At 55.5% G+C, this 24,955-nt stretch carries 24 protein-coding genes; 3 read left to right on the forward strand and 21 right to left on the reverse strand.

Features of this window, described 5'->3' with window-relative positions; genetic code table 11:
- Positions 1-256 precede the first annotated feature (256 nt).
- From ACOTX2_RS05435 to yceD, 13 genes are all read right to left on the reverse strand, one after another.
- Positions 257-1,051: a metal-dependent hydrolase gene (locus ACOTX2_RS05435; RefSeq protein WP_023299800.1), complete on the reverse strand. Its 795-nt coding sequence runs from the start codon at positions 1,049-1,051 to the stop codon at positions 257-259.
- Positions 1,052-1,061: 10 nt separating this feature from the next.
- Positions 1,062-2,066 (reverse strand): DNA polymerase III subunit delta', encoded by a 1,005-nt coding sequence (gene holB / locus ACOTX2_RS05440; protein ID WP_421625888.1) that lies wholly within the window; start codon positions 2,064-2,066, stop codon positions 1,062-1,064.
- On the reverse strand, positions 2,063-2,704 hold the full coding sequence (gene tmk / locus ACOTX2_RS05445; protein ID WP_022647743.1) for a dTMP kinase: 642 nt from the start codon (positions 2,702-2,704) through the stop codon (positions 2,063-2,065). The genes holB and tmk overlap by 4 nt, the downstream gene beginning before the upstream one ends.
- Complete coding sequence (yceG, locus tag ACOTX2_RS05450) at positions 2,694-3,716, reverse strand: cell division protein YceG (protein WP_063147629.1); 1,023 nt, start codon at positions 3,714-3,716, stop codon at positions 2,694-2,696. Before yceG ends, tmk begins: the two co-directional genes overlap by 11 nt.
- Before the next feature lie 2 nt (positions 3,717-3,718).
- Positions 3,719-4,528 (reverse strand): aminodeoxychorismate lyase, encoded by an 810-nt coding sequence (pabC, locus tag ACOTX2_RS05455; protein ID WP_023305869.1) that lies wholly within the window; start codon positions 4,526-4,528, stop codon positions 3,719-3,721.
- A 120-nt stretch (positions 4,529-4,648) separates the two neighbouring features.
- A complete protein-coding gene (gene fabF, locus ACOTX2_RS05460; protein ID WP_022647740.1) occupies positions 4,649-5,890 on the reverse strand; it encodes a beta-ketoacyl-ACP synthase II in 1,242 nt (413 codons plus the stop codon).
- A 91-nt stretch (positions 5,891-5,981) separates the two neighbouring features.
- Entirely contained in the window at positions 5,982-6,218 is a 237-nt protein-coding gene (acpP, locus tag ACOTX2_RS05465; RefSeq protein ID WP_003857954.1) for an acyl carrier protein, read from the reverse strand.
- A gap of 154 nt (positions 6,219-6,372) precedes the next feature.
- On the reverse strand, positions 6,373-7,107 hold the full coding sequence (gene fabG, locus ACOTX2_RS05470) for a 3-oxoacyl-ACP reductase FabG (RefSeq protein ID WP_022647739.1): 735 nt from the start codon (positions 7,105-7,107) through the stop codon (positions 6,373-6,375).
- A 12-nt stretch (positions 7,108-7,119) separates the two neighbouring features.
- Complete coding sequence (gene fabD, locus ACOTX2_RS05475; protein WP_100148768.1) at positions 7,120-8,049, reverse strand: ACP S-malonyltransferase; 930 nt, start codon at positions 8,047-8,049, stop codon at positions 7,120-7,122.
- A 15-nt stretch (positions 8,050-8,064) separates the two neighbouring features.
- Complete coding sequence (locus tag ACOTX2_RS05480; protein WP_032624477.1) at positions 8,065-9,018, reverse strand: beta-ketoacyl-ACP synthase III; 954 nt, start codon at positions 9,016-9,018, stop codon at positions 8,065-8,067.
- 6 nt (positions 9,019-9,024) lie between these two features.
- Entirely contained in the window at positions 9,025-10,059 is a 1,035-nt protein-coding gene (gene plsX / locus ACOTX2_RS05485) for a phosphate acyltransferase PlsX (RefSeq protein WP_198921375.1), read from the reverse strand.
- 81 nt (positions 10,060-10,140) lie between these two features.
- Complete coding sequence (gene rpmF / locus ACOTX2_RS05490; RefSeq protein WP_003857964.1) at positions 10,141-10,314, reverse strand: 50S ribosomal protein L32; 174 nt, start codon at positions 10,312-10,314, stop codon at positions 10,141-10,143.
- Between the two features lie 16 nt (positions 10,315-10,330).
- A complete protein-coding gene (gene yceD, locus ACOTX2_RS05495; protein ID WP_003857966.1) occupies positions 10,331-10,852 on the reverse strand; it encodes a 23S rRNA accumulation protein YceD in 522 nt (173 codons plus the stop codon).
- Between the two features lie 140 nt (positions 10,853-10,992).
- On the opposite strand from yceD, the gene ACOTX2_RS05500 reads away from it, so the two are divergent.
- Positions 10,993-11,577 carry a Maf family protein gene (locus ACOTX2_RS05500; RefSeq protein ID WP_032622147.1) on the forward strand — a complete coding sequence of 195 codons (585 nt, stop codon included), beginning with the start codon at positions 10,993-10,995 and terminating at the stop codon, positions 11,575-11,577.
- 79 nt (positions 11,578-11,656) lie between these two features.
- On the opposite strand, the gene rluC is transcribed toward ACOTX2_RS05500, so the two are convergent.
- Entirely contained in the window at positions 11,657-12,604 is a 948-nt protein-coding gene (gene rluC / locus ACOTX2_RS05505) for a 23S rRNA pseudouridine(955/2504/2580) synthase RluC (RefSeq protein WP_003857970.1), read from the reverse strand.
- A gap of 570 nt (positions 12,605-13,174) precedes the next feature.
- Between rluC and rne the strand changes: the two genes are divergently transcribed.
- The gene (rne, locus tag ACOTX2_RS05510) at positions 13,175-16,282 is read left to right on the forward strand and encodes a ribonuclease E (RefSeq protein WP_063147630.1); all 3,108 of its coding nucleotides are present in this window, start codon (positions 13,175-13,177) and stop codon (positions 16,280-16,282) included.
- Between the two features lie 40 nt (positions 16,283-16,322).
- Here rne and ACOTX2_RS05515 read toward each other — a convergent pair whose 3' ends face one another.
- Positions 16,323-17,261, reverse strand: coding sequence for a LysR family transcriptional regulator (locus ACOTX2_RS05515; protein ID WP_022647733.1), 939 nt, complete (start codon positions 17,259-17,261; stop codon positions 16,323-16,325).
- A gap of 109 nt (positions 17,262-17,370) precedes the next feature.
- Between ACOTX2_RS05515 and ACOTX2_RS05520 the strand changes: the two genes are divergently transcribed.
- On the forward strand, positions 17,371-18,582 hold the full coding sequence (locus tag ACOTX2_RS05520; RefSeq protein WP_022647732.1) for an MFS transporter: 1,212 nt from the start codon (positions 17,371-17,373) through the stop codon (positions 18,580-18,582).
- Between the two features lie 75 nt (positions 18,583-18,657).
- Here the strand turns inward: ACOTX2_RS05520 and flgL are convergent, their stop codons facing one another.
- The 6 genes from flgL to flgG all read right to left on the reverse strand — a co-directional run bounded on the left by flgL (position 18,658) and on the right by flgG (position 24,946).
- Positions 18,658-19,611 carry a flagellar hook-associated protein FlgL gene (flgL, locus tag ACOTX2_RS05525; RefSeq protein ID WP_022647731.1) on the reverse strand — a complete coding sequence of 318 codons (954 nt, stop codon included), beginning with the start codon at positions 19,609-19,611 and terminating at the stop codon, positions 18,658-18,660.
- A 16-nt stretch (positions 19,612-19,627) separates the two neighbouring features.
- On the reverse strand, positions 19,628-21,268 hold the full coding sequence (gene flgK, locus ACOTX2_RS05530; RefSeq protein ID WP_038415826.1) for a flagellar hook-associated protein FlgK: 1,641 nt from the start codon (positions 21,266-21,268) through the stop codon (positions 19,628-19,630).
- 75 nt (positions 21,269-21,343) lie between these two features.
- A complete protein-coding gene (gene flgJ, locus ACOTX2_RS05535; protein WP_063147631.1) occupies positions 21,344-22,297 on the reverse strand; it encodes a flagellar assembly peptidoglycan hydrolase FlgJ in 954 nt (317 codons plus the stop codon).
- The gene (locus ACOTX2_RS05540) at positions 22,298-23,395 is read right to left on the reverse strand and encodes a flagellar basal body P-ring protein FlgI (RefSeq protein ID WP_022647728.1); all 1,098 of its coding nucleotides are present in this window, start codon (positions 23,393-23,395) and stop codon (positions 22,298-22,300) included. It abuts the gene before it with no gap.
- 12 nt (positions 23,396-23,407) lie between these two features.
- A complete protein-coding gene (gene flgH, locus ACOTX2_RS05545; RefSeq protein WP_003857987.1) occupies positions 23,408-24,106 on the reverse strand; it encodes a flagellar basal body L-ring protein FlgH in 699 nt (232 codons plus the stop codon).
- A gap of 57 nt (positions 24,107-24,163) precedes the next feature.
- On the reverse strand, positions 24,164-24,946 hold the full coding sequence (gene flgG, locus ACOTX2_RS05550; protein ID WP_000625853.1) for a flagellar basal-body rod protein FlgG: 783 nt from the start codon (positions 24,944-24,946) through the stop codon (positions 24,164-24,166).
- Positions 24,947-24,955 lie beyond the last annotated feature (9 nt).

Consider the following 24,955-nt stretch of genomic DNA (forward strand, 5'->3'; position numbering starts at 1 on the left):
TCACGCATTGGCCCGGGGGGAGTACCGCGCCGTGGACAGGACATCTAAGCGCCCTTTATTTATTACACAGAGTAAAATAATTCCCTCTGAGTTTGTTTGACGGCTATCACGTTTCAGTTCAAGACGGCCAAAAAACTTGCAGATATTTACATAAAGCATGTCTGGATGTGTCTAAAAACGCCATCACCGCCCCGAATGAGGCGGTGAACTTTACTCGCTTTACTTATTAATTACGAGCCTAAAAATAACAGGTGTATCAGACAGATTGCAGGCGGGCGGGGTCAATATGGAACAGGCTGGCGAAGTTTTCCGTTGTCACGCGAGCCAGTTCTTCAATACTGACACCTTTCAGAACGGCCATATACTCAGCGACATCCCGGGTCATCGCTGGCTGGTTCTCTTTGCCACGATGAGGCACCGGCGCCAGGTACGGGGAATCGGTTTCCACCAGAATACGATCCAGCGGAACATAGCGCGCCGCATCACGCAGTTGCTCAGCATTACGGAACGTGACAATCCCCGAGAACGAGATATAAAAGCCCAAATCAAGCAGCTTACCCGCCGTTTCTCTGTCTTCTGTGAAACAGTGTAGTACGCCACCGCAATCCGTCACCTTTTCTTCCCGCAGGATACCCAGCGTGTCGGCGCGCGCATCTCGGGTGTGAACGATAACCGGCTTATTCAGTTCCCGGCCAATGCGGATGTGGTTACGGAAGGATTCCTGCTGGCGAGGTTTCGTTTCCGGAGTGTAGAAATAGTCCAGGCCGGTCTCGCCCATCGCCACTACGCCCTCTTCTGCGGCAAGACGGCGTAAATCCTCAACGTCGTACGCTTCATCCTGATTCAGCGGATGCACGCCGCAGGAGAAGACGACATTATCGCGCTCGCCTACCAGTTCACGCATGGAGCGGTAACCCGGCAACGTGGTTGCCACGGCCAGGCAAAATTTCACATCGCGCGCGGCGGCTTTCGCCAGCACGTCGTCCACATTTTTATGCAGGGATTGATAATCCAGGCCATCGAGATGGCAGTGTGAGTCGACTAAAAACATAATGTCTCTCTCAGAGGTGGGAAACCGGCGGTATGACACCCGGTTGCAGGTAGTGTTCGATACGCAGTAACTGGTCGGTCAGTAAAAGCTCGCGATTGAGACCGGTTACCGTCAAAAGTTGTTCACGACTCTGGCAGATATCATGAAGGATAGCGTGCAGCGACTGCCCTGACAGGCGATTCGCCAGCGTGGTGACCAGCGCCCACACGTCAGGGTTAGTCAGAAGCGTAGCCCCCTGCTGAATTTTGAGCGCATCCAGCAGCAGCGCGGCCAGCCAGTGCAGCCGTTCCGGAGCCTGATCGCTGTTCAGCGCTGGCAGCACGCTCAGCCAGTCATGGCTGTCGAGGGCTGATTCAACCGCACGACACAGCGTTTCACGCTGGGACCACACCTCGGGCTGTAATAAGGCCAGCGCAGCCGCAGGCGCACCGCTGCACAGGCGCAACGCTGAGAGCGCCGCGTCTTGTGACACCGTCACTTCCCGCTCAAGCCAGGCGAGTGCCCAGGATTCCTGAGGGACAGCAAGGTGGTGAAGACGGCAGCGACTGCGCAGCGTCGCCAGCAAGCGTTCCGGCTCGCGGCAGGAGAGGAAAAACCAGGTGTTTTCTGGCGGCTCTTCCAGGGTTTTTAACAGCGCGTTGGCTGCGGCTTCCGTGAGCAGCGCGGCGTCTTTCAGCCACACTACTTTCGCCCCCCCCAGACGCGCATATTCGTACAGTTTCTCACTGACCTCACGCACCGCGTCGATACCGAGCGTATTTTTGCCCTTCTCAGGTTCGAGGGTGTAATAGTCAGGATGCGTGCCCGCCTGCATGAGCTGGCAACCCCGGCACTTACCGCAGCTTTTATGTCCTTCCGGCTGTTGGCACATCAGAAAGCGGGTGATGGCGTAAATCAACGCATCATCACCTATTCCCGGCAGCGCCTGGATCAGTAACGCATGATGCCCCCGACCAACCTGATAGCTGCCGATCAGCTGTTCAAAGTGTGGGCGCAACCATGGATACCATTTCATGCCTGCTGCTCCTGTAGCCACTGCGTAACGGTCTGCTGAATATCACATGTAACGTCTTCAAGGGATTGCGTCGCATCGATGGTACGAATGGTCTTGTCCTGCCCGGCCAGTTCCAGATAACGCGCACGGGTGCGGTTAAAGAAATCAAAAGACTCCTGTTCGATGCGGTCCAGTTCGCCGCGGGCACGGGCGCGCTTCAGGCCCACCTCAGGGGTCACGTCCAGATACAGCGTCAGGTCAGGACGGAAATCGCCCAGAACCGCGTCGCGAAGCGTAGCCAGCATGGCCTGATCGATACCCCGTCCACCGCCCTGATACGCCTGGGTTGAGAGATCGTGGCGATCGCCAATCACCCATTTGCCTTCTGCCAGAGCGGGTTTGATCACCGTCTCCACCAGCTGAACGCGCGCCGCATAGAACATCAGCACTTCCGCTTTGTCGGTAATAACTTCATCGCCAACGGATTTGATATCCAGAACCAGGCTGCGCAGTTTTTCCGCCAGCTGCGTACCGCCCGGCTCGCGGGTGAAGACCATGTCGGCGACGCCAAGCGATTTCAGCGTATCCACCACCACGTTACGGGCGGTGGTTTTGCCCGCCCCTTCGAGTCCCTCAATGACAATGTATTTACTGCGCATTTTTTTCCTTAAGTGCCTTCAGATAGTCCTGAACGGAGCGATTGTGACTGGCCAGGTTGGTATTGAACGTATGCCCCCCTTTTCCGTCAGCCACAAAATAGAGATACGGCGTTTTGGCCGGGTGCGCGGCGGCCTTCAACGATGCTTCACTCGGCGTCGCAATCGGTCCAGGCGGCAGGCCGCTAATCACGTAGGTATTATACGCCGTTGGCGTTTCCAGATCTTTTCTGGAAATCCTTCCGTTGTAGTTTTCGCCCATCCCGTAGATGACGGTAGGATCGGTTTGCAAACGCATGCCGATGCGCAGACGGTTAATAAACACCGAGGCAACCTGGTCACGTTCGGCAGCAACGGCCGTCTCTTTCTCGATGATCGAGGCCATCGTCATGAACTGGTTTTGATCTTTATAAGGCAGCCCCTCTGCTCGCCCTTTCCACGCAGCGTCTACCGCCGCGACCATTTTGTTGTGCGCGCGCTTCAGAATTGCCACATCCGTCGTGCCTGCCGTATACATCCACGTATCGGGCCAGAACCAGCCTTCCACCCACTCGGGATGTTCGAATTTTAAGGCGTCTGCCACGGTCTGGTAGCGGTCATCTTTCAGCGTATGCTTGATGTACGGCGCGTCACGCAGTTGCCTGAGATAATCGCTCAGACGCATACCTTCCACAAAACGCAATGGGAACTGGGCTTCTTTACCACTCTCCAGCAGATGCAGCATCTCGCGCACGGTCATGCCAGGGGTGAAACGATAGGTACCGGCCTTGAAATGGGACAGGTCCGGCTGAATACGCAGCAGCCATTGGAATACGCGTGGGCGATTGATAATTTTGTCGTCATACAGCTGCTGACCAAGCGCCTGCCGCCCGGTCCCCGCTTTCAGGGTAAAAATCGTCTCGTCTTTAATCAGGATCTGACTTTCAGCCAGCTGACGGACTTTCCACACTCCCGCTCCGCCAGCGATTCCGAACGCAACGATAAGAAGGAGGACAAAGCGTAACATTTTCTTCATGACTACCTGGTTTGCTCACATAACGGGGCCAGAAACTGGAACAGCTCGCGGGATGACCAGCACTTGCGGTCATAAGCGCGAACGGGGACAACGGGCATCAGCGCATTGCAGATAACAACTTCTTCGGCAGCCAGCAGCGCCTCTTCCTTAGCGTTAACTTCGACAACGCGAAAGCCTGCACGTGCCAGCTGTTGCAAACAAAACTGCCGCATAATGCCGTTGACTCCGGCCTGCTCCAGCGAAGGCGTGAATACGTCACTGCCCTTCCGCCAGAGTAAATTAGCCGCACAGCATTCCGTAATGTACCCTTCGCTGTCAAGAACCAGCGCCTCCCCGGCCTCCGTCTGCTCAAGATGAGTACGAATAAGCACCTGTTCAAGACGGTTAAGATGTTTTATGCCAGCGAGCATCGGGTTTCGCCCCAGACGTACCGGGCTAAGCGCCAGGACTACGCCCTCTTCACGCCAGTGCGCGTAATGGGAAGGATAATCTGAAACGGAAAGGATCCGCGCAGGATGCTGGCAGGCAGAACCGCTATAGCCCCGACCACCGCTGCCGCGGCTGATAATGACTTTCAGGACGCCGCTTGCTTTATGTGACGCCAGCCGACGCATTTCACTTTCAAGAATGTCCCACTGCGAGAAGGGGATCAATAATGCTTCGCAGGCTTTTTGTAAACGAAGGATATGGGCCCCGAGCAGGCACACGCCACCGTCGAGAATACGCGCGGTCGTGAAACAGCCATCGCCAAACTGGGTCGCCCTGTCGCTTGCCGGCAGCATTTCTTGCTCAAGGCCATTAATTAAAAACATAGTGGCTCCTTATGCATGGAGGCTCAGTCTGGCAGGATGTGGTTAGCCGGACAAGGGGATATCACCTAATAAAAAAGGCCCGGCAAGCGGACCTTTATTATCGTCAGCGACTAACCAGACTCAGACCTTTTTGAAGATCAGAGAACCGTTAGTCCCACCGAAGCCGAAGGAGTTACACAGGGTGTACTCCATACCGCTAACCTGGCGCGCTTCGTGGGGAACGAAGTCCAGATCGCAACCTTCATCTGGATTATCCAGGTTGATGGTTGGCGGTACAGCCTGATCGCGCAGCGCGAGAATAGAGTAGATTGATTCTACTGCACCCGCCGCACCCAGGAGGTGACCGGTCATGGATTTCGTGGAGCTCACCAGTACACGGCTGGCAGATTCGCCGAAGATAGACTTAACCGCCTGCGCTTCTGCTTTATCACCCGCAGGGGTAGATGTCCCGTGCGCGTTAACGTAGCCAATCTGTGCCGGCGTAATGCCCGCATCACGGATGGCGTTTTCCATCGCCAGCGCAGCACCTGCGCCGTTCTCTGGAGGAGACGTCATGTGGTAAGCATCGCTGCTCATGCCAAAGCCAACAACTTCAGCATAAATTTTCGCGCCACGTTTTTTCGCGTGTTCGTACTCTTCCAGTACGATCATGCCTGCACCGTCACCCAGCACGAAACCATCACGGTCTTTATCCCACGGACGGCTCGCCGCCTGAGGATTATCGTTTCGGGTAGAGAGCGCACGCGCTGCACCGAAGCCACCGACGCCCAGCGGGGTACTGGCTTTTTCAGCACCGCCCGCAACCATAGCATCTGCATCGCCGTACGCGATGATACGCGCGGCCTGGCCGATGTTATGCACGCCAGACGTACAGGCTGTCGCGATTGAGATGCTTGGGCCACGCAGGCCGAACATAATGGTCAGGTGACCTGCCACCATGTTTACAATCGTAGACGGAACGAAGAACGGGCTGATTTTACGCGGGCCGCCATTCACCAGAGATGTATGGTTTTCCTCGATCAGGCCAAGACCGCCAATCCCGGAGCCGATAGCAGCGCCGATACGGGTAGCGTTCTCTTCCGTAATCTCAAGGCCAGAATCCTGCATGGCCTGAACGCCAGCGACAATTCCATATTGAATGAAGGCATCCATCTTGCGCTGTTCTTTGCGCGAGATGATCTCTTCACAGTTAAAATCCTTTACTAAGCCAGCAAATTTCGTTGCATAGGCGCTAGTATCGAAATGGTCGATTAGGCTGATGCCGCTCTGACCGGCAAGGAGAGCTTTCCAGGTGGACTCTACGGTATTGCCGACAGGAGACAACATGCCAAGTCCGGTCACAACTACACGACGCTTAGACACGTTTGTCCTCCAGGGAGGGATAAAAAAAGAGATTCGTGGGACTACAAAAGATAAAACTCAGGCGGTCGAATGACCGCCTGGAGATGTTCACTTACGCCTGGTGACCGTTGATGTAATCAATGGCAGCCTGAACGGTGGTGATTTTCTCAGCTTCTTCGTCCGGAATCTCAGTATCAAACTCTTCTTCCAGAGCCATTACCAGCTCAACGGTGTCAAGAGAATCTGCGCCCAGGTCTTCAACAAAGGAAGCGGAGTTCACAACTTCTTCCTGCTTAACGCCCAGCTGTTCGCCGATAATTTTCTTAACGCGTTCTTCGATAGTGCTCATACTCTTAAATTTCCTATCAAAACTCGCTTTCGCGATGGTTTTCGTAGTGTATAAAATGTTGAAAAATTTGCAACTAAATCCCGGCAGGTCTTACCACGATTTTACGTTATTTTGAGGCCATTTGCCCAAATAACGCAAATATTTTCGATCGTGATTAAACCATGTACATCCCGCCGTTGACGTGGAGGGTTTCACCAGTGATGTAACCCGCTTCGTCAGAGGCTAAAAATGCAACCGCGCTGGCGATTTCTTTAGGGTCGCCAAGACGACCCGCTGGAACTGCCGCCAGCGTACCCGCACGCTGATCATCGGTCAGCGCACGCGTCATGTCCGTTTCAATAAAGCCCGGAGCAACAACGTTTACAGTAATTCCGCGGGACGCGACTTCGCGCGCCAGCGACTTACTGAAACCGATCAGACCTGCTTTCGCCGCAGCGTAGTTAGCCTGACCAGCATTTCCCATGGTACCAACCACAGAACCTACAGTGATAATACGTCCATGACGCTTTTTCATCATAGCGCGCATTACCGCTTTTGACAGACGGAATACCGATGACAGGTTGGTTTCGATAATATCGTTCCACTCATCATCTTTCATTCGCATCAACAGGTTGTCGCGAGTGATCCCGGCATTATTGACCAGAATATCCACTTCGCCAAACTCTGCGCGAATATTTTCCAGAACAGATTCGATAGATGCTGGTTCAGTCACATTCAGTACCAGACCTTTGCCGTTCGCACCCAGATACTCGCTGATGGCCTGTGCGCCATTCTCGCTGGTCGCAGTCCCGATCACCGTCGCGCCGCGCGCAACCAGTGTTTCAGCAATAGCACGCCCGATACCGCGGCTTGCGCCGGTCACCAGGGCAATTTTTCCTTCAAAACTCATGGTATTCCTCTTTTATTGCGAGAGTGCCGCTTTCATTGCTTCCGGCTCGTTAATCGCCGAGGCAGTCAGGGTGTCTACAATACGTTTTGTCAGACCGGTAAGTACCTTACCTGGACCGACTTCATACAGATGTTCAACGTCCTGAGACGCCATAAATTCAACGGTTTTGGTCCACTGAACTGGGCTATAGAGCTGGCGAACCAGCGCGTTACGGATAGCCTCCGGCGCGGTTTCGCACTTCACATCGACGTTATTCACAACGGAAATCGTCGGTGCGTTAAAGGTCATTTTTTCCAGCTCAACCGCCAGCTTATCGGCAGCGGGCTTCATCAGCGCACAGTGAGACGGCACGCTCACCGGCAGCGGCAGTGCACGTTTTGCACCCGCAGCTTTACAGGCAGCGCCTGCACGCTCAACCGCTTCTTTATGACCCGCGATAACGACCTGGCCTGGCGAGTTAAAGTTTACCGGAGAAACGACCTGACCTTCAGCAGATTCTTCACAGGCTTTAGCAATAGAAGCATCATCCAGACCGATGATGGCAGACATGCCGCCCGTGCCTTCTGGCACCGCTTCCTGCATAAACTTACCACGCAATTCAACCAGACGGACCGCGTCAGCGAAGGCAATCACCCCTGCGCAGACCAGCGCAGAGTATTCACCCAGGCTATGACCCGCCATCAGCGCCGGTGTTTTGCCGCCCTGCTGCTGCCATACGCGCCACAATGCGACGGAGGCTGCCAGCAGTGCCGGTTGAGTCTGCCAGGTTTTGTTCAGCTCTTCAGCTGGGCCCTGCTGGGTCAGCGCCCACAGATCATAACCCAGCGCGTCAGAAGCTTCACGGAAAGTCTCTTCAATAACCGGATAGTTTGCTGCCATTTCAGACAACATCCCAACAGTTTGTGAGCCCTGTCCCGGGAACACAAAAGCAAATTGCGTCATTTTTTAATCCTTATCCTAGAAACGAACCAGCGCGGAACCCCAGGTGAACCCACCACCAAAGGCTTCAAGCAAGACCAGTTGGCCCCGTTTAATTCGTCCATCGCGTACCGCTTCGTCAAATGCGCACGGTACCGATGCCGCAGAGGTGTTGCCGTGGCGATCAAGCGTCACCACAACGTTATCCATAGACATGCCCAACTTCTTCGCCGTCGCGCTGATAATACGCAGGTTAGCCTGATGCGGTACCAGCCAGTCGAGTGCGGCGCGATCCAGATTGTTCGCTTCCAGCGTCTCATCAACAATGTGAGCGAGTTCGGTCACGGCCACCTTGAACACTTCATTACCCGCCATTGTCAGGTAAATCGAACTGTCCGGATTAACGCGATCGGCGTTAGGCAGCGTTAACAGCTCGCCGTAGCGACCGTCAGCGTGCAGGTGCGTGGAGATAATGCCTGGTTCTTCGGACTGCCCCAACAGTACCGCGCCCGCGCCATCGCCAAAAATAATGATTGTGCCGCGATCGGTTGGATCGCAGGTACGCGCCAGCACATCAGCACCGATCACCAACGCATATTTTACGGCACCCGATTTAACATACTGATCGGCGATGCTCAGCGCATAGGTGAAACCCGCGCACGCCGCTGCAACATCAAATGCCGGGCAGCCTTTGATGCCGAGCATGTTCTGCACCTGGCACGCTGCGCTTGGGAAGGCATGCGTGGCAGATGTTGTCGCCACCACAATAAGCCCGATCTGTTCTTTATCAATGCCAGCCATCTCAAGCGCTCGCTGAGCGGCTTCGTAGCCCATGGTGGACACAGTTTCGTCTGACGCGGCGATACGACGTTCACGGATACCTGTGCGCGTGACAATCCACTCGTCAGACGTATCTACCATTTTTTCAAGATCGGCGTTGGTACGCACTTGTTTTGGCAGGTAGCTGCCGGTACCTAAAATCTTCGTATACATGTACGCTCAGTCACTTTTAGCTAATACAGATCCCAGGCGAGCGGCAATCCTCTGAGGGACTTGTCGCTGCACCGCCTGCACTGCCTGTTCAATCGCGACGGTAAATGCTCGCTGATTGGCGGCGCCATGACTCTTAATCACGATGCCGCGCAATCCTAACAGACAGGCGCCATTATACTGGTCGGGGTTGAGGTGACTGAATCGCCGCGTCAGGCTTTTTTGTAACCAACGCTTTAATAAAATCAGCCACCAGGACCTTTTTTTACCTTCTCCCTGCGATTTCAGCAGAGAAAGGAACATTCGTACGACCCCTTCCATGGTCTTCAACGTCACGTTTCCGGTGAAGCCATCACACACTAATACATCCGTTTTGCCCGTCAGCAACTCATTGGCTTCGAGATAACCAATATAGTTGATGGAGGGAACCTGTTTGAGTAATTCCGCAGCGTCGCGGATACTGTCCAGGCCTTTGGTCTCTTCTTCACCAATATTCAATAACGCAACGCGGGGATTGGTAATCCCGACCACGTCTTCTGCCAGCACCGACCCCATCACGGCAAACTGAGCCAGCATTGTACTATCACAATCTACGTTAGCGCCCAGATCGAGCACCACCGTTTTGCCCTTCTGCTGATGCGGTAACACCGTCACCAGCGCCGGACGCTCAATGCCCTCAATCGGCTTGAGCAATAATTTCGACAGCCCCATCAGCGCGCCAGTATTTCCCGCGCTGACGCAAGCCTGCGCTCGCCCTTCTTTCACCAGCTCCAGCGCCATGCGCATAGAGCTGCCGCGGCTATTACGAATAGCCTGCGATGGCCGGGCATCACTGGCAATAACTGACTGCGCAGGAATAATCTGCAGACGCGAACGTTGTTCAAAGTCAGCTTTTGCAAGTAATGGCGTGATTGTGTCGGGATTACCGACTAAAAGAAGTGTGAGTTGCGAATTAGAATTCAGTGCCTGCAATGCTGCAGGCACTGTCACGGTAGGGCCAAAATCTCCCCCCATGACATCTAACGCCAGGGTTAGACGTGTCAAGGTATCGTCGCAGCCTGGTTCGGTAAACTCCCCGTTTTCACGGGGAAGTTCCTCACTAAGCCTAATCACGCTGACGCGTGATTACTTAGTGATAACCTTGCGGCCGCGGTAGAAACCGTCAGCGGTGATGTGGTGACGCAGGTGTTTCTCACCAGAAGTCTTGTCTACAGACAGGCTGGTAACTGCGGTCAGCGCGTCATGGGAACGACGCATGCCACGTTTGGAACGGGTTGGTTTATTCTGTTGTACGGCCATGGACCTTACTCCTCAATTACTTACGCTTTAAGCTGGCTAATACGGCAAATGGATTTGGTTTTTGCGCTTCATCAGGCAGTTCCCCAAAGACCATGTCCGCCTCGGACACTTCACAGTGTTCAGAATCATGCACCGGAACGACTGGCAGGGAGAGGATGACTTCATCTTCAACCAGCGCCAGAAGATCGATTTCACCGAATTCGTTAACCTCAATCGGTTCATACGCTTCCGGGAGTGCTTCAGCCTGTTCGTCAGAACGAACCGGACTGAAACAATACGTTGTGTGAACATGCTGTACAAACGGTTTCCCGCAGCGCTGACATTCGAGCGTTACCGTCACCTTTGCATCACCGGTTAAAACGGCGAGGCGCTGGTTGTCGATAGCGAACGACATGGAGCACTCTACATCACTGTCCACACTGACTACAGATTCGGCAATACGCTCAGCCTGATCGGAAGAATAGATTCCTTCGTAATCGAGGCGTTTTTGAGCCGTACGAACCGGATCAAGAGTCAGGGGTAATTTTACCTTTTGCATAGGGCGCGCATATTAACTTTGTAACGTCATAGAGTCAAAGAAAAAGGCAACCAGAGCTGCCTTTTGCCAATTATTCGCACACATTGCGGCCTGTAGTTTAAAATGGCTGGCATCGATACGCTATATCTGGTGATAAAAATATGCCAAATCTCGTCCTTGCTTCCACTTCACCTTATCGCCGAATGCTGCTGGAAAAGCTCGGGATCCCGTTTGAATGCGCCGCGCCGGAGGTGGATGAAACGCCACAGCCGGGCGAGTCACCGCGTCATCTGGTGACCCGTCTCGCGAAAGAGAAAGCACAGTCGCTGGCCGTACGTTACCCCGCTCATCTGATTATAGGCTCCGATCAGGTTTGTGTGCTGGACGGCGAAATCACCGGTAAACCGCATACGGAAGAAAACGCCTGCCAGCAGCTTTTGCGTGCGCGAGGCAGTATCGTGACCTTTTATACCGGCCTGGCGCTTTATAATTCCGCCTCCGGTCATCTGCAAACCGAGTGTGAGCCATTTGATGTGCACTTCCGTCATCTCAGCGAGGAGGAGATTATGGATTACGTGCGTCGGGAACGTCCTCTGAACTGCGCAGGGAGTTTCAAAAGTGAAGGGCTGGGAATTGCACTGTTCGACAAGCTGGACGGGCGGGATCCCAACACGCTGGTGGGGTTGCCGCTGATTGCGCTGTGCCAGATGTTAAGGCGAGAAGAGTGTAATCCGCTGACGATGTGATTTTTGCCCAGCGGCGCTTCGCTTGCATGGGCCTACGGATTTCGTAGGCCGGGTAAGCGCAGCGCCCCCCGGCACATAATCAGCCGCGCAGAACTTTCAGGCAGCGTTTCAACTGCTCATCCAGCGGCGCTTCAATACGGATAACTTCACCGGTATTAGGATGGGTAAACTTCAGCGCTGCCGCATGCAGGAACAGACGCGACAGCCCCGTACCCGCCAACTGCTTATCAAACTCGCGATCGCCATAGCGATCGTCGAACGCAATCGGATGGCCTGCAAACTGGGTATGGACGCGAATCTGGTGAGTACGCCCCGTCACCGGACTACAGCGCACCAGCGTGGCGAATTCGTAGCGCTCTTCTACTTTAAATCGCGTCTCAGACGGTTTCCCTTCCTGATTAACACGAACAATGCGCTCACCGCTTTGCAGAATATTTTTCAGCAGCGGCGCCTGCACCACTTTCACGTGAGACTGCCACTGGCCGCGCACCAGCGCCAGATAATCTTTCTGCATCCCTTTTTCGCGCAGCTGTTCATGCAGGGAACGCAGTGCAGAACGTTTTTTCGCCACCAGCAGCACGCCTGAGGTATCACGGTCAAGACGGTGAACCAGTTCGAGGAAACGCGCTTCCGGGCGCAGCGCACGTAAACCTTCGATCACGCCGAAGCTCAGACCGCTCCCCCCGTGTACCGCCGTTCCGGACGGTTTATTCAGCACCAGAATGTGGTCGTCCTCATAAAGGATAACGTCGCTCAAAGCCGCGACTTTTTGCAGCTTCGGAGAAACGACCTCTTCTTCACGCTCTGCAACACGTACCGGTGGAATGCGGACTTCATCGCCCGCCTCGAGCTTGTACTCGGGCTTCACACGTTTTTTGTTCACCCGCACCTCACCCTTACGCAAGATGCGATAAATCATACTTTTTGGCACACCCTTCAATTGGGTGCGCAAAAAATTATCGATACGTTGCCCTGCCTCGTCGTCGGCGATGGCAACCATTTTTACGGCTGGAGTCTCTGTTTTCATGGTTGGCGATTCTAAATAGCGTCTGACATTAGCGCCACTCATTTTTCTATGCTTATATTTACTTTTATCCGGACCACTCCCCTTTCGCGCAATCGATTTGGTGGTTATTAAACCAATCACCCCGTTGAAGTGAAGAAACTGTGAGTAACCGGGTGATAATTGGTAAAAGTCATCTTGCTATAACCCGGCGAGCAGTGGAATAATGAATCCGTTTTCCGCGTTAAATCCGGGTTTTGTAAGGATGTCGACGGAATGACCAATTTTGTCTGACCGATCATCCACGCAGCAATGGCGTAAGACGTATTGATCTTTCAGGCAGTTAGCGGGCTGCGGGTTGCAGTACTTCCCGGTATAAGGATTGTTCTCTGGAGAGTTTTCCCAGGCAATTCCCCTGATAATTGCGCTGTGTTTCCCTATGAAATACAGGCAACCGACACTCTGCGCCTCTTAAGCGAGCGACAACCGTGAGGTTGGCGACGTGAATAGACACGAGGCCATCGGTTCATACCCCGGAAAGCGTCACCTTGCCCGCAGCTTTGTCGTCAATGTAAGAATAACGAGTAAGTTACGATGAAAAGAATGTTAATCAACGCAACTCAGCAAGAAGAGTTGCGTGTCGCCCTTGTGGATGGGCAGCGCCTGTACGATCTGGATATCGAAAGTCCTGGACACGAACAGAAAAAAGCGAACATTTACAAAGGCAAAATCACCCGCATTGAACCAAGCCTTGAAGCTGCATTTGTCGATTACGGTGCTGAGCGTCACGGTTTCCTTCCTCTCAAAGAAATCGCCCGCGAATATTTTCCTGCAAACTACAACTCCCATGGCCGTCCGAACATCAAAGATGTTCTGCGTGAAGGTCAGGAAGTTATCGTCCAGATCGATAAAGAAGAGCGTGGCAACAAAGGCGCCGCGCTGACCACCTTTATCAGTCTGGCAGGAAGCTATCTGGTATTGATGCCAAACAACCCGCGTGCGGGTGGCATCTCTCGCCGTATCGAAGGCGATGACCGTACCGAGCTGAAAGAAGCACTGGCAAGTCTTGAACTGCCAGACGGCATGGGCCTTATCGTGCGCACCGCAGGCGTTGGCAAATCTGCCGAAGCGTTGCAGTGGGACCTGAGCTTCCGCCTGAAACACTGGGAAGCCATCAAGAAAGCGGCAGAAAGCCGTGCTGCGCCGTTCCTGATCCACCAGGAAAGCAACGTCATCGTGCGTGCCTTCCGTGATTATCTGCGTCAGGACATCGGTGAAATTCTGATTGATAACCCGAAAGTGCTTGAGCTGGCTCGCCAGCACATCGCCGCACTGGGTCGCCCGGATTTCACCAGCAAAATTAAGCTGTACACCGGTGAAATCCCGCTGTTCAGCCATTATCAGATTGAATCCCAGATCGAGTCTGCCTTCCAGCGTGAAGTGCGTCTGCCGTCCGGCGGTTCTATCGTTATCGATACCACCGAAGCGTTGACCGCCATCGACATCAACTCCGCGCGTGCAACCCGCGGCGGCGACATCGAAGAGACCGCCTTCAACACCAACCTTGAAGCCGCTGATGAAATCGCCCGCCAGCTCCGCCTGCGCGACCTGGGTGGTCTGATCGTTATCGACTTCATCGACATGACCCCGGTTCGCCACCAGCGTGCGGTTGAAAACCGTCTGCGTGAAGCGGTGCGCCAGGATCGCGCGCGTATCCAGATCAGCCATATTTCTCGCTTTGGCCTGCTGGAGATGTCCCGTCAGCGCCTCAGCCCGTCTCTGGGTGAGTCCAGCCATCACGTCTGCCCGCGCTGTTCCGGTACAGGTACCGTTCGTGACAATGAATCTCTCTCCCTCTCTATTCTGCGTCTGATTGAAGAAGAAGCGCTGAAAGAGAACACCAAAGAGGTTCACGCTATTGTTCCAGTGCCGATTGCCTCCTACCTGCTGAACGAAAAACGTGCAGCGGTGAGCGCAATCGAAGCGCGTCAGGGCGGCGTTCGCTGCATCATCGTGCCAAACGACGAGATGCAAACCCCGCACTATCACGTGCTGCGCGTGCGCAAAGGCGAAGAGACAAGCACCCTCAGCTACCTGCTGCCGAAGCTGCATGAAGAAGAAATGGCGCTGCCGTCTGATGAAGAGCCTGCCGAGCGTAAACTGCCTGAGCAGCCAGCTTTAGCGACCTTCATCATGCCGGAAGCACCGCCAGAAGCGACGCTGGAAAAACCAGCGGAAAAACCTGCTGTGCAGAAAGTGGCTCCTGCCGCGCCAAAAGCGCAGCCTGAGCAGCCTGGTCTCCTGAGCCGCATCATCGGTGCGCTGAAAAAAATGTTTGCCGCCGAAGAAGTTCAGCCTGAGGAGCCGAAAGAAGCGCCAAAAGAAGCGAAACCAGAGCGTCAGCAGGACCGTCGTAAGCGTCAGAACAACCGTCGCGACCGCAACGACCGTGGCGATCGTAATGAGCGCCGTGATAATCGTTCCGATAACAACGAAGGTCGTGAACAGCGCGAGGACAACCGTCGCAACCGTCGCGAGAAGCAACAGCAGAACGTTGAAGATCGTGAGATTCGCCAGCAGGCGGGCGATGAGTCCGAGAAGAGCAAACAGCGTGACGAGCAGCAGCCTCGCCGCGAGCGTAACCGTCGTCGTAACGATGACAAACGCCAGGCTCAGCAGGAAGTCAAAAACCTGAATCGCGAAGCGCCTGCAGAACAGCAGGACACTGAGCAGGAAGAGCGTACTCAGGTTATGCCGCGTCGTAAGCAGCGCCAGCTGACCCAGAAAGTACGTATGGGTGTTGTTCAGGCCGAAGAAAACGACGTTATCGCGGTTGAAGCGGCTGAAAGCACAACGGGTACTCAGGTTGCGAAAGTTGACCTGCCAGCCGTAGTGGAAAATCAGGTTGAGCAGGACGAAAGCAGCGAAAACCGTGATAACGCAGGTATGCCGCGTCGCTCCCGCCGTTCTCCACGCCATCTGCGCGTGAGCGGTCAGCGTCGCCGTCGTTATCGTGACGAGCGTTACCCGACCCAGTCTCCAATGCCAATGACCGTGGCGTGCGCGTCACCTGAGATGGCATCCGGTAAAGTCTGGATCCGTTATCCGGTTGCACGTCCGGAGCAGGCTGTTGAAGAACAGGCTGTGACCGAAGAGGTGATTGCACCAGTCGTCGCGGTGGAAGACGTCGTGACTGAAGCGGCAACCGTGGTCGAACCGCAGGTTGTTGAAACAGCGCCGCCGCAGGCTGTGGAAGTGGAAACGACCCATCCTGAAGTGATTGCTGCGCCGGTTGATGCCGCACCGCAGATCATTGCCGAAGAAGATACCGTGGTGGCTGAAGAAGTCGCGGAAGACGCTAAGCCTGTATCCGCAGCAGAAGAGCCCGCAGACGTTGCCGTCGAAACGGAGACGGAAGAGGTTGTTCAGGACGTCGAGATTCAGGTTGAACCTGTTGTCGAAGAGGTCAAAGCGCCTGAAGTGAAATCTGAGCCGGTTGAGATCGTTGAAGCTGTAGCGCCTGCTCACATTGCTACCGCGCCAATGACTCGTGCCCCGGCACCTGAGTACGTGCCTGAAGCACCACGCCATAGTGACTGGGTTCGTCCGAAATTCAACTTCGAAGGTAAAGGTGCTGCCGGTGGTCACAGTGCGACGCACATGGCTACTGCCCCAGCTACTCGTCCTCAGCCTGTTGAATAACGCACGCTAAGACTGAAAGCCGACCTTCGGGTCGGCTTTTTTATGGCTGTTGCAGGGGCTTTCTCATCCCGGTGACCTCCGGCATTATCTGCCGCATCAGCTCCAGAAAACGCCGCAAGCGCGCCGGATAATAGCGTGACCAGGGATAAACCAGATGTACCGGTAGCGCTGCTGGCTGCCACTCTGGCAGTAAATGCACCAGTCGCCCTTCCCGAATATCATCCTGTACCGTCCAGCTGGATACCACCGCCACGCCTAGCCCGGTGAGTGCCGTATTGCGCGCTACATACAGGCTGTCGGTACTCAGGCGTGGCGTAATGGTAACTCTCGCCGGGGTGGGTGTTGCCTCGTGGAAGAGTTCCACATGGCGTTGATAAAAAGAGCTGATGGCAATCCAGGGGAGATGTTGCAGATCGTCCGGCGTGTTAACCGCGGGAAAACGGGCAAGGAGTGCCGGTGACGCTACCACCGAGCGCGGCACTTCAGCCAGTAGCACAGACACGGTTGCCGGATCGACTTCCACGCCTACCCGAATAGCACAGTCAAGGTTGTCGCCGAGGAAATCAACCGAGCGATCGTTAAGCATCCACTCAACAGAAAGCTGGGGATAGCGCTGCAAAAATTGGGTTAACGGTTTTAGTAGCTGATCCTGGCCAAACGCGTGAGGCGCGCGCACCCTCAGCACCCCGACCGGTTCATCTTCCGTCTGCCCCACCTCGTCTTCCAGCGCCAGCCAGCTGTCAATCACCCGTCTGGCATGCTGATAGCAGCGTTCACCGTCATCGGTCAGCCGTGTCGTATGGGTTGTGCGCAGCATCAGGCGCACGCCCAGCATGGTTTCAAGCGACTGCAACCGTCGGCTCACCGTGGCCTGGGTTGTTGCCAGCTGACGTGCCGCCGCAGAAAGGGACCCCGCCTCCACAATGCGAACAAAGGTTCGCATCAGTTCTACACGATCTATACGCTCAGTCCGTTTCATATCATTGACACCTATACGCTACACGTATAAGCGTTTTACCACCGCGCCCGCTACCGTCGCAAGGCGTACTGATAAAAAATAGCCGCACACGACGAATGAGGAACATCTTATGAACACAACCACCACCCGGGCCGTAAGCCGCTGGGTAATCTTAATGCTGGCGCTCGGTGCGGGCTTCAGCGTGGCATCCATCTATTATGCCCAGCCTCTGCTGCCGCTGATGGGCTCAGACCTGCACCTGAGCATCGAAGGCATGGGCATGGTCCCGACGCTCACCCAGGCGGGTTATGCCTTAGGTATCCTGTTTCTGCTCCCGCTCGGCGATCGTTATGACCGCAGAACGTTGATCCTGATAAAAAGTGCAGCTCTGGCGCTGTTCCTGCTGGGTTGTAGCCTGACCGGACAACTGCACTCCCTACTGCTCACCAGCCTGCTGATTGGCATGGCCGCCACCATGGCGCAGGATATTGTCCCGGCCGCAGCGATCCTCGCGCCGGAAGGCAAACAGGGAAAAACAGTCGGCACGGTGATGACCGGCCTGCTGCTGGGGATTTTGCTCTCCAGAACCGTGAGCGGCGTGGTGGGTGAAGCCTTTGGCTGGCGAGTGATGTATCAGCTGGCCGCCGCAAGCATTGCCTTTATCGGCGTGGTGATGTGGGCCGTACTTCCCCGCTTCGCCGTTCATTCCACGCTGAGCTACCCGGCACTGATGCGCTCCATGGAACACCTCTGGCGTCGCTACCCGGCGCTGCGTCGGGCTGCGCTGGCTCAGGGTTTTCTGTCGATTGCCTTTAGTGCGTTCTGGTCGACGCTGGCGGTCATGCTGCTGGAACGGTATCACCTTGGCAGCGCCGTGGCGGGTGGTTTTGGTATTGCCGGAGCCGCAGGCGCGCTGGCCGCACCGCTGGCAGGCGGTCTGGCCGATAAGCTGGGCGCCGGTAAAGTGACCCAACTGGGTGCCGCGCTGGTGACCCTCTCGTTTGCTCTGATGTTCCTGATGCCAGCCCTGGGTGTACACGGCCAGTTGCTCCTGATTGCCCTCTCCGCGGTCGGTTTCGATCTCGGTTTGCAGTCCAGCCTCGTGGCGCACCAGAACCTGGTCTACAGCCTTGAGCCGCAGGCCCGTGGGCGCCTTAACGCCCTGCTGTTTACCGTCATTTTCATCGGAATGGCGCTGGGTTCGGCATTAGGCAGCAATATCTATACGCTGGCAGGCTGGACGGGCGTGGTAGCACTGGCAACCCTGTGTGGTGCCATTGCGCTGGCTATCAGAGTGATTGAAAGCGCCCGGGTGGTGTCCGCTCAGGCAGAAAGTGTGTAAAAAAATTGCCCAACCCGGACGGGTTGGGCAGTCAAAACATGCCCAGTTTCAAGACATGTCAAACAGGTCAGAGTCTTATCTGTTCATCTGGAACAAAGACATACCCTGCATATCGCTAAAGGCTTTATACGAGGCCTGCAACGCCGCCTGCTGCATGGTGTAGGACGAAATCACCGAGTTCCAGTCTACGTCAACCAGGTCGCTCATCTGCTGAGTCTGGCCCAGCGCGCGGTCTTCACCCAGAGAATCCAGCTTGCCCAGCTCGTCCAGCTTGATGCCGAGGTCCGCGCGAACGGTCAGCACGTTGTTGAGGGAGTTGCTCAGGCCACGGTTGGCTTTATCAATAGCCGCCGTAAATGCTTCAGCCTTCGTTTCGTCATCGCCAATCGGCTTATTCAGCGCTTCAATTGCGGAGTCGAGGATCTTGAACAAATTCGTTTCCGGCGTACTACCATCTGGCTCTGGCTTCGCATTGCTGGTGAAGCTATCGAAAACTTCAGTGCCCGTATGGCTGATTTGCATCGTGCGCGCAGAGTCAACCTGCTGGCTGATTGGCGTTCCGCCGCCCTTATAATCACCCGTAGCCTGGTCGAAAGCCGCCGCTTCGGTTTTGTAACCGGAAAAAATATAGCGACCGTTACCGTCCGTGCTGTTAGCCAGGTTCATGAGCTGATCGCGAATACCTTGCAGGTTCGTTGCCAGCGAAGCGCGGTCATCGTCACTTAACGTACCGTTGCCCGCATTGACAATCTTTTCCTGAGCAGCCTGGATAGCGGTTGTCACTTGCGATAACACGTTTTCTTCCAGCGAGACTTTCGTCGTAGCGAAGGAGCGCGCCAGCGCATACTGGCTATTTTGCGTTTGGGCCTGAGAGAGCACAACGGCCTGCGAAGCGGCAATCGGATCGTCAGACGGACGGTTGATACGCTTCCCCGTAGACATCTGCTCGCCGTAGCTGAGCCAGAGACTTTGGGAGTTCGTCACGCCGCGCATGCTTTGCTCATACATCATTTGAGTACTAATACGCATTTTTTATGCCTCAGCCTTAGCGGATATTGATCAATGCATCAAACAGCGTGCTCGCCGTTTGCAGCACCTGCGCATTCGCCAGATAGTACTGCTGATAGCGTTGCAGGTTGCCATACTCTTCGTCCAGGTTAACCCCGGAGATTGACTGCTGTTGTTTGGTCAGCTGCGTAACAACGTTAACTTTGGTTTCGCTGCTGGTTTTCAGCGACGCCGTGGTGCTGCCCACCGTACTGACCAGCGCGGCATAAGCATCGTTAAAGGTTTTGTTCCCCCCCACCAGCTTGGCGCTCTGCAAATCCAGCAGCTTTTGGCCATTGGTATTGTCGCTTTCTCCGCTTCCTTGCGCGGAGGCCATCGCCAGTTTGGATTCGTCGCTGATCGCAACGTCCATATTCACGATAACGTCATTCACCGGCTTCACGATAAAGCTGTCTTTATTATTGGCCGAGCCGCTAATGTTGACGTTGAGGCCATCAAACGACAGATTACCGCTGGTATCCGGCATAGCCGTGAAGCTGGTGTTGTCTGACAGACGGGTGATGGTCCAGTCGGTACCGTTGTACTCAACTTTGTAGTTTGTCGCCTGGACCTTGGTACTGTCCGTCATCGTGGCCGTCACGGACGCGCTTCCGGTGTTCTTACCGTTACTCAGCACTGCCGGGGAGCCAAAATCAAACAGCTTGCCGCCTGCGTCCCCGTTGGCATCAAAGCCCGCCTGGTGCTGGGTATTCATGGCATCCGCAAACGCCAGCGCCATCTGGTTAAGCGTATTTCGCGCCTGATCCAGATCCTGAGAACGGAACGTTAACAGCCCCCCAAGCGACCCCGTGGTGATCTGTTTTTCTGAGATCTCCACGTTGCCTGCTGCGGCATCCACATACGCAATCGTTGTACGTGCAGGGTCCGCGCTGGATTTCACCGCAGCCAGCTGGCTGGCGTTGCTGCCCTGGACCAGGGTGTAGCCGTTGGCGATAGAGATGTTGTAGGTGCCGCTGTCCTGTACGGTAACGTCCACACCGACAATTTTGTTCAGTTCGCTCACCAGCTGATCGCGCTGATCGAGCAGTTCGTTCGGGGATGCGCCCGCCCCTACGCCAGTCAGCCGGGAAATCTGATCGTTAAGGTTGGCAATCTGCTTCGCGTAGTTATTGATCTGATCGACGCTGGTAGAAATCGCCGTATTGACCTGCGCATCCTGATCGCGGAGATATTGATCGTTAGTTTTGAACTGGTTTACCAGACCATCTGCCTTCCCGAGTACCGTCTGGCGTGCAGCCGGATCTTCTGCGTTACTCACCAGCGTTTGCAGGCTTTTAAAGAAATCCTGGAGGTTGGCAGAAAGCGAGTTCGTGGTATCCGACAGCACGTCGTCAATTTTTGACATCTGCTGGTAGCGCGTGGTCAGGCCGCTGCTCTGGTTCTGCGCCGCGCGCAGCTGGTTGGTAATAAACGCATCATATTCACGCTGAACGCCGGAGACATAGACCCCGTTACCCACCCAGCCGCCGCCGGTCAGGGTGCTGTTTGATGCGCCCAGAATGGTAGTCTGGCGGGTATAACCTGCCACGTTGTAGCTTGAAATATTATTACTGACGGTATTGAGTGCCGACTGCGCAGCACTGAGGCCACTCATGGCGCTGTTAATCAAACTGGACATGGGGGTTCCTTTTATACGTTCAGACACGAGTCCTGATGAAGGTTATCGGCAACCTCCACCGGGACTTGAGAACTTTCAGAACAGATTTTCGAGATCTGTGCTATACGCTTTGCTGACCTTCTCAGACATGGATTTCAGCTGCTGGATCATGCTGGTCAGCTTGCGTGCATAGTTTGGATCGGTCGCGTAGCCGGCATTCTGCAATGCCTGAGCGCCCTGCTCTGGCGTGGTGGCCTGGGTCACGGCGGTGTAGCGCGGATTCCGGCTCAACAGCCCGACATAATCCGACAACGCTTCCAGATACGAGCTGTAGACGCGGAATTTGGCTTTCACCTTCACTGCCGCACCGTTCTCATATTCGGTGGTGGTAATTTCCGTGGTCGGCCCCTTCCAGCTGGAGGTGGCCTTCACGCCAAAGATGTTGAAGCTCGGCTCGCCGTTCTCCCTGCGGATCTGACGTTGCCCCCAGCCCGACTCCAGCGCCGCCTGCGCCAGAATCAGATGGTGTGGCACGCCGCTTTCTTCACTGGCAAGACGCGCCGGCAGGGAGAGCTGCGCCAGGAAGTCTTTGCTGTCGCCGGAGAGCGGCTCGTCACGCGTTTCTGCCGGCTTTGGCATTGCCTTACGCACCATCTGGGTCAGCGCCTGATTTTGATAACTGGTCACCTTTTCCAGATCAAACTTCAGCGGCACCTGCGGCGGAGCCTCTTCAGGTGGCAGCCCCTGAGCGGCTGCGGTCTGTTTCACAATCATGTCCGCCAGGCCGAGCCCCTTTCCGGCGGTCATTTGCTGGGCAATCTGCTGATCGTACATGCTGGTGTAAAGCCGTGTGGAATCGCTGCTGAACATGCCATCTTTCGGCAGGGTTTCACGCATGCTTTTCAACATCATCTGCACGAACATGCCTTCCACCTGACGGGCAACCGGGCGGATATTCGCCGCCGGATCCTTGCCCGCTTTGGTTTTGAGCTCGTTGAGCGACTGGGCATCCCAGGCGGCACTGGTCAACAGTTTGCTATCGGTCAGCATTTAGATGATTTCCAGTTTAGCGCGCAGGCAGCCTGCACTTTGCATGGATTGCAGAATGGACATCAGATCCATTGGCGTTGCACCCAGCGCGTTCAGGGCACGTACCACGCTGTTCAGGTTGGCGCTGGAGCGCACGCTCTGCAACGATCCGCCGCTCTGTCGTAAATCAATCTGCGTTTGCGGGGTCACTACCGTTTGACCGCCACCAAACGGGGTATCCGGCTGGCTGACGTTGGCCGAGCGGTTAACCGTGACGGAGAGATTGCCCTGCGCCACGGCGCAGCTGTCCAGCGTCACTTCGCGGTTCATCACCACCGATCCGGTACGGGAGTTGATAATGACTTTTGCATCCTGCACCGACACGTTCACTTCCATATTCTGGATATCGGCCAGCATCCGCACCTGGTTGCTGCTACCGGTTGACGTGCGGATCTGCACGGTGCGGGCATCCAGCGCGGTGGCGCTGCCGTAACCCCGGCTGCGGTTGATGGTGTCAGCAATCTGCTGCGCCATCGTGAAGTCTTCGTTATTCAGTTGCAGGTTAATGGTGTTGCCGGTGCCGAACTGGGTCGGCAGCTCACGTTCGATGATCGCGCCGTTGGTAATACGTCCCCCGTTCAGCTGGTTCACCTGCACGCTGCTGCCGCCCGCCGACGCACCTGCCCCGCCAACCAGAATGTTGCCCTGCGCCAGAGCATACACCTGGCTGTCGACGCCTTTCAGCGGCGTCATCAACAACGTACCGCCGCGCAGGCTTTTGGCGTTACCCATCGACGAGACAACCACGTCGATGGTTTGCCCCTGACGCGCAAAGGCCGGATAAGACGCGGTCACCATCACCGCCGCCACGTTTTTCAGCTGCATGTTGGTCCCCGCCGGTACGGTAATACCGAGCTGAGAGAGCATGTTGTTCAGGCTCTGGGTGGTGAACGGCGTCTGGGTCGTCTGGTCACCCGTCCCATCCAGCCCCACCACCAGGCCGTAGCCAATCAGGGAGTTTTCGCGCACGCCCTGCACGCTGGTGAGATCGCGAATGCGATCGGCCTGCGCAACGGTAGCGACCAGCGACAGCGCCACGGCGAAGAGAAATTTATACATAGGTCACCTCGCTTACATCGGCGATAAGTTAAGGAAGAAGCGTTGCAGCCAGCCCATATTTTGCGCTTCGTTGATGTAGCCGTTGCCGACGTACTCAATGCGCGCATCCGCCACCTGTGTGGACGGTACGGTGTTGGTGCCGCTGATGGTGCGAGGGTTAACCACACCGGAGAAGCGAATGAATTCCGTACCCTGGTTAATGGCGATCTGTTTTTCGCCCACCACGTGCAGGTTGCCGTTCACCAGAACCTGGTCAACCGTTACCGTCAGCGTTCCGCTGAAGGTATTGCTGGCGTTCGCGCCACCTTTACCGTTAAAGGTGTTGCCGCCGGAGGCTTCCACATCCGCACGGGCGTTGCCGAACAGCCCTTGCAGATAGCGCGGTACGGTGTCGAAGCCAAAATTGGTTTTGCCGTCGCGGCTGGCATTCGCCGACGAGCTCTTGCTCGCGCTGACGTTTTCCTGCAACACAATGGTCAGCGTATCGCCGACGTTACGCGGACGACGGTCTTCAAACAGCGGCTGATAACCGTAGTTAATCGGCTGCGCGGTCTGGAAAATAGAGCCGTTCACCACCGGCGCGGGGCCGGGAACGGGTTGGGCGGTAGTCGCACCCTGTACCAATGGTTTAGACGGGATCCAGGCACACCCGCTGAGGGTGACAGCCAGAACAGTCAGGATCGGATAACGAAACGCCGCGTTTTTTTGCATTGCCTTCATCTTCGAAAACAGGGAGCCGGTGCGACGTATACCGCACCGGGCTACACCTTAGAGTTGCGTCAGTTTTTGCAGCATCTGGTCGGTCGTCGACACTGCTTTACTGTTAATTTCATAGGCGCGCTGGACCTGGATCATATTCACCAGCTCTTCCGCCACGTTAACGTTCGAGGTTTCCACATACCCCTGGTACAGCAGCCCCGCACCGTTCAGGCCGGGGGTACTTTCATTTGGCGTGCCGGAAGACTGCGTTTCGGTGTAGAGGTTCTCACCGATGCTTTCCAGTCCGGTATCGTTCATGAAGGTCGTCAGGTTGAGCTGACCAACCTGAACCGGCGCGGCCTGACCTTGCTGAGTGACGCTGACGATACCGTCACGGCCAATGGTGATGCTCAGCGCGTTCGCCGGGATGGTGATCGCAGGCTGAACCTGGAAGCCGCCCGCCGTCACCAGCTGACCATTCTGATCCACCTGGAACGAACCATCGCGGGTATAGGCGGAGGTCCCGTCAGGCAGTTGCACCTGGAAGAAACCCTGACCTTTGATGGCAACGTCTTTGCTGTTGTTGGTCTGGGACAAGTTGCCCTGGCTGTGCAGACGCTCGGTGGCGACCGGGCGTACGCCGGTACCAATTTGCAGACCGGACGGCAGCGTGGTTTGCTCAGAAGACTGCGCCCCTGGCTGACGAATCGTTTGATAAAGCAAATCTTCGAAAACCGCACGCTGGCGCTTGAAACCATTGGTGCTGACGTTTGCCAGGTTGTTGGCAATTACATCCATATTGGTTTGCTGTGCGTCCAGACCGGTTTTCGCGATCCATAAAGAACTGATCATAGGGAGTCC

This window comes from Enterobacter cloacae complex sp. IR5412, from assembly GCF_049237385.1.
GTDB lineage: Bacteria > Pseudomonadota > Gammaproteobacteria > Enterobacterales > Enterobacteriaceae > Enterobacter > Enterobacter intestinihominis.

Coding starts and splice junctions, on each gene's coding strand:
- rluC (WP_003857970.1), bottom strand. CDS start 12,604: ATGAAAACAGAGACTCCAGCCGTAAAAATGGTTGCCATCGCCGACGAC.
- flgH (WP_003857987.1), bottom strand. CDS start 24,106: ATGCAAAAAAACGCGGCGTTTCGTTATCCGATCCTGACTGTTCTGGCT.
- ACOTX2_RS05515 (WP_022647733.1), bottom strand. CDS start 17,261: ATGAAACGGACTGAGCGTATAGATCGTGTAGAACTGATGCGAACCTTT.
- rpmF (WP_003857964.1), bottom strand. CDS start 10,314: ATGGCCGTACAACAGAATAAACCAACCCGTTCCAAACGTGGCATGCGT.
- rne (WP_063147630.1), top strand. CDS start 13,175: ATGAAAAGAATGTTAATCAACGCAACTCAGCAAGAAGAGTTGCGTGTC.
- ACOTX2_RS05520 (WP_022647732.1), top strand. CDS start 17,371: ATGAACACAACCACCACCCGGGCCGTAAGCCGCTGGGTAATCTTAATG.
- ACOTX2_RS05500 (WP_032622147.1), top strand. CDS start 10,993: ATGCCAAATCTCGTCCTTGCTTCCACTTCACCTTATCGCCGAATGCTG.
- holB (WP_421625888.1), bottom strand. CDS start 2,066: ATGAAATGGTATCCATGGTTGCGCCCACACTTTGAACAGCTGATCGGC.
- yceG (WP_063147629.1), bottom strand. CDS start 3,716: ATGAAGAAAATGTTACGCTTTGTCCTCCTTCTTATCGTTGCGTTCGGA.
- tmk (WP_022647743.1), bottom strand. CDS start 2,704: ATGCGCAGTAAATACATTGTCATTGAGGGACTCGAAGGGGCGGGCAAA.
- flgG (WP_000625853.1), bottom strand. CDS start 24,946: ATGATCAGTTCTTTATGGATCGCGAAAACCGGTCTGGACGCACAGCAA.
- pabC (WP_023305869.1), bottom strand. CDS start 4,528: ATGTTTTTAATTAATGGCCTTGAGCAAGAAATGCTGCCGGCAAGCGAC.
- flgJ (WP_063147631.1), bottom strand. CDS start 22,297: ATGCTGACCGATAGCAAACTGTTGACCAGTGCCGCCTGGGATGCCCAG.
- fabG (WP_022647739.1), bottom strand. CDS start 7,107: ATGAGTTTTGAAGGAAAAATTGCCCTGGTGACCGGCGCAAGCCGCGGT.
- yceD (WP_003857966.1), bottom strand. CDS start 10,852: ATGCAAAAGGTAAAATTACCCCTGACTCTTGATCCGGTTCGTACGGCT.
- flgK (WP_038415826.1), bottom strand. CDS start 21,268: ATGTCCAGTTTGATTAACAGCGCCATGAGTGGCCTCAGTGCTGCGCAG.
- acpP (WP_003857954.1), bottom strand. CDS start 6,218: ATGAGCACTATCGAAGAACGCGTTAAGAAAATTATCGGCGAACAGCTG.
- ACOTX2_RS05540 (WP_022647728.1), bottom strand. CDS start 23,395: ATGTATAAATTTCTCTTCGCCGTGGCGCTGTCGCTGGTCGCTACCGTT.
- fabD (WP_100148768.1), bottom strand. CDS start 8,049: ATGACGCAATTTGCTTTTGTGTTCCCGGGACAGGGCTCACAAACTGTT.
- ACOTX2_RS05435 (WP_023299800.1), bottom strand. CDS start 1,051: ATGTTTTTAGTCGACTCACACTGCCATCTCGATGGCCTGGATTATCAA.
- flgL (WP_022647731.1), bottom strand. CDS start 19,611: ATGCGTATTAGTACTCAAATGATGTATGAGCAAAGCATGCGCGGCGTG.
- ACOTX2_RS05480 (WP_032624477.1), bottom strand. CDS start 9,018: ATGTATACGAAGATTTTAGGTACCGGCAGCTACCTGCCAAAACAAGTG.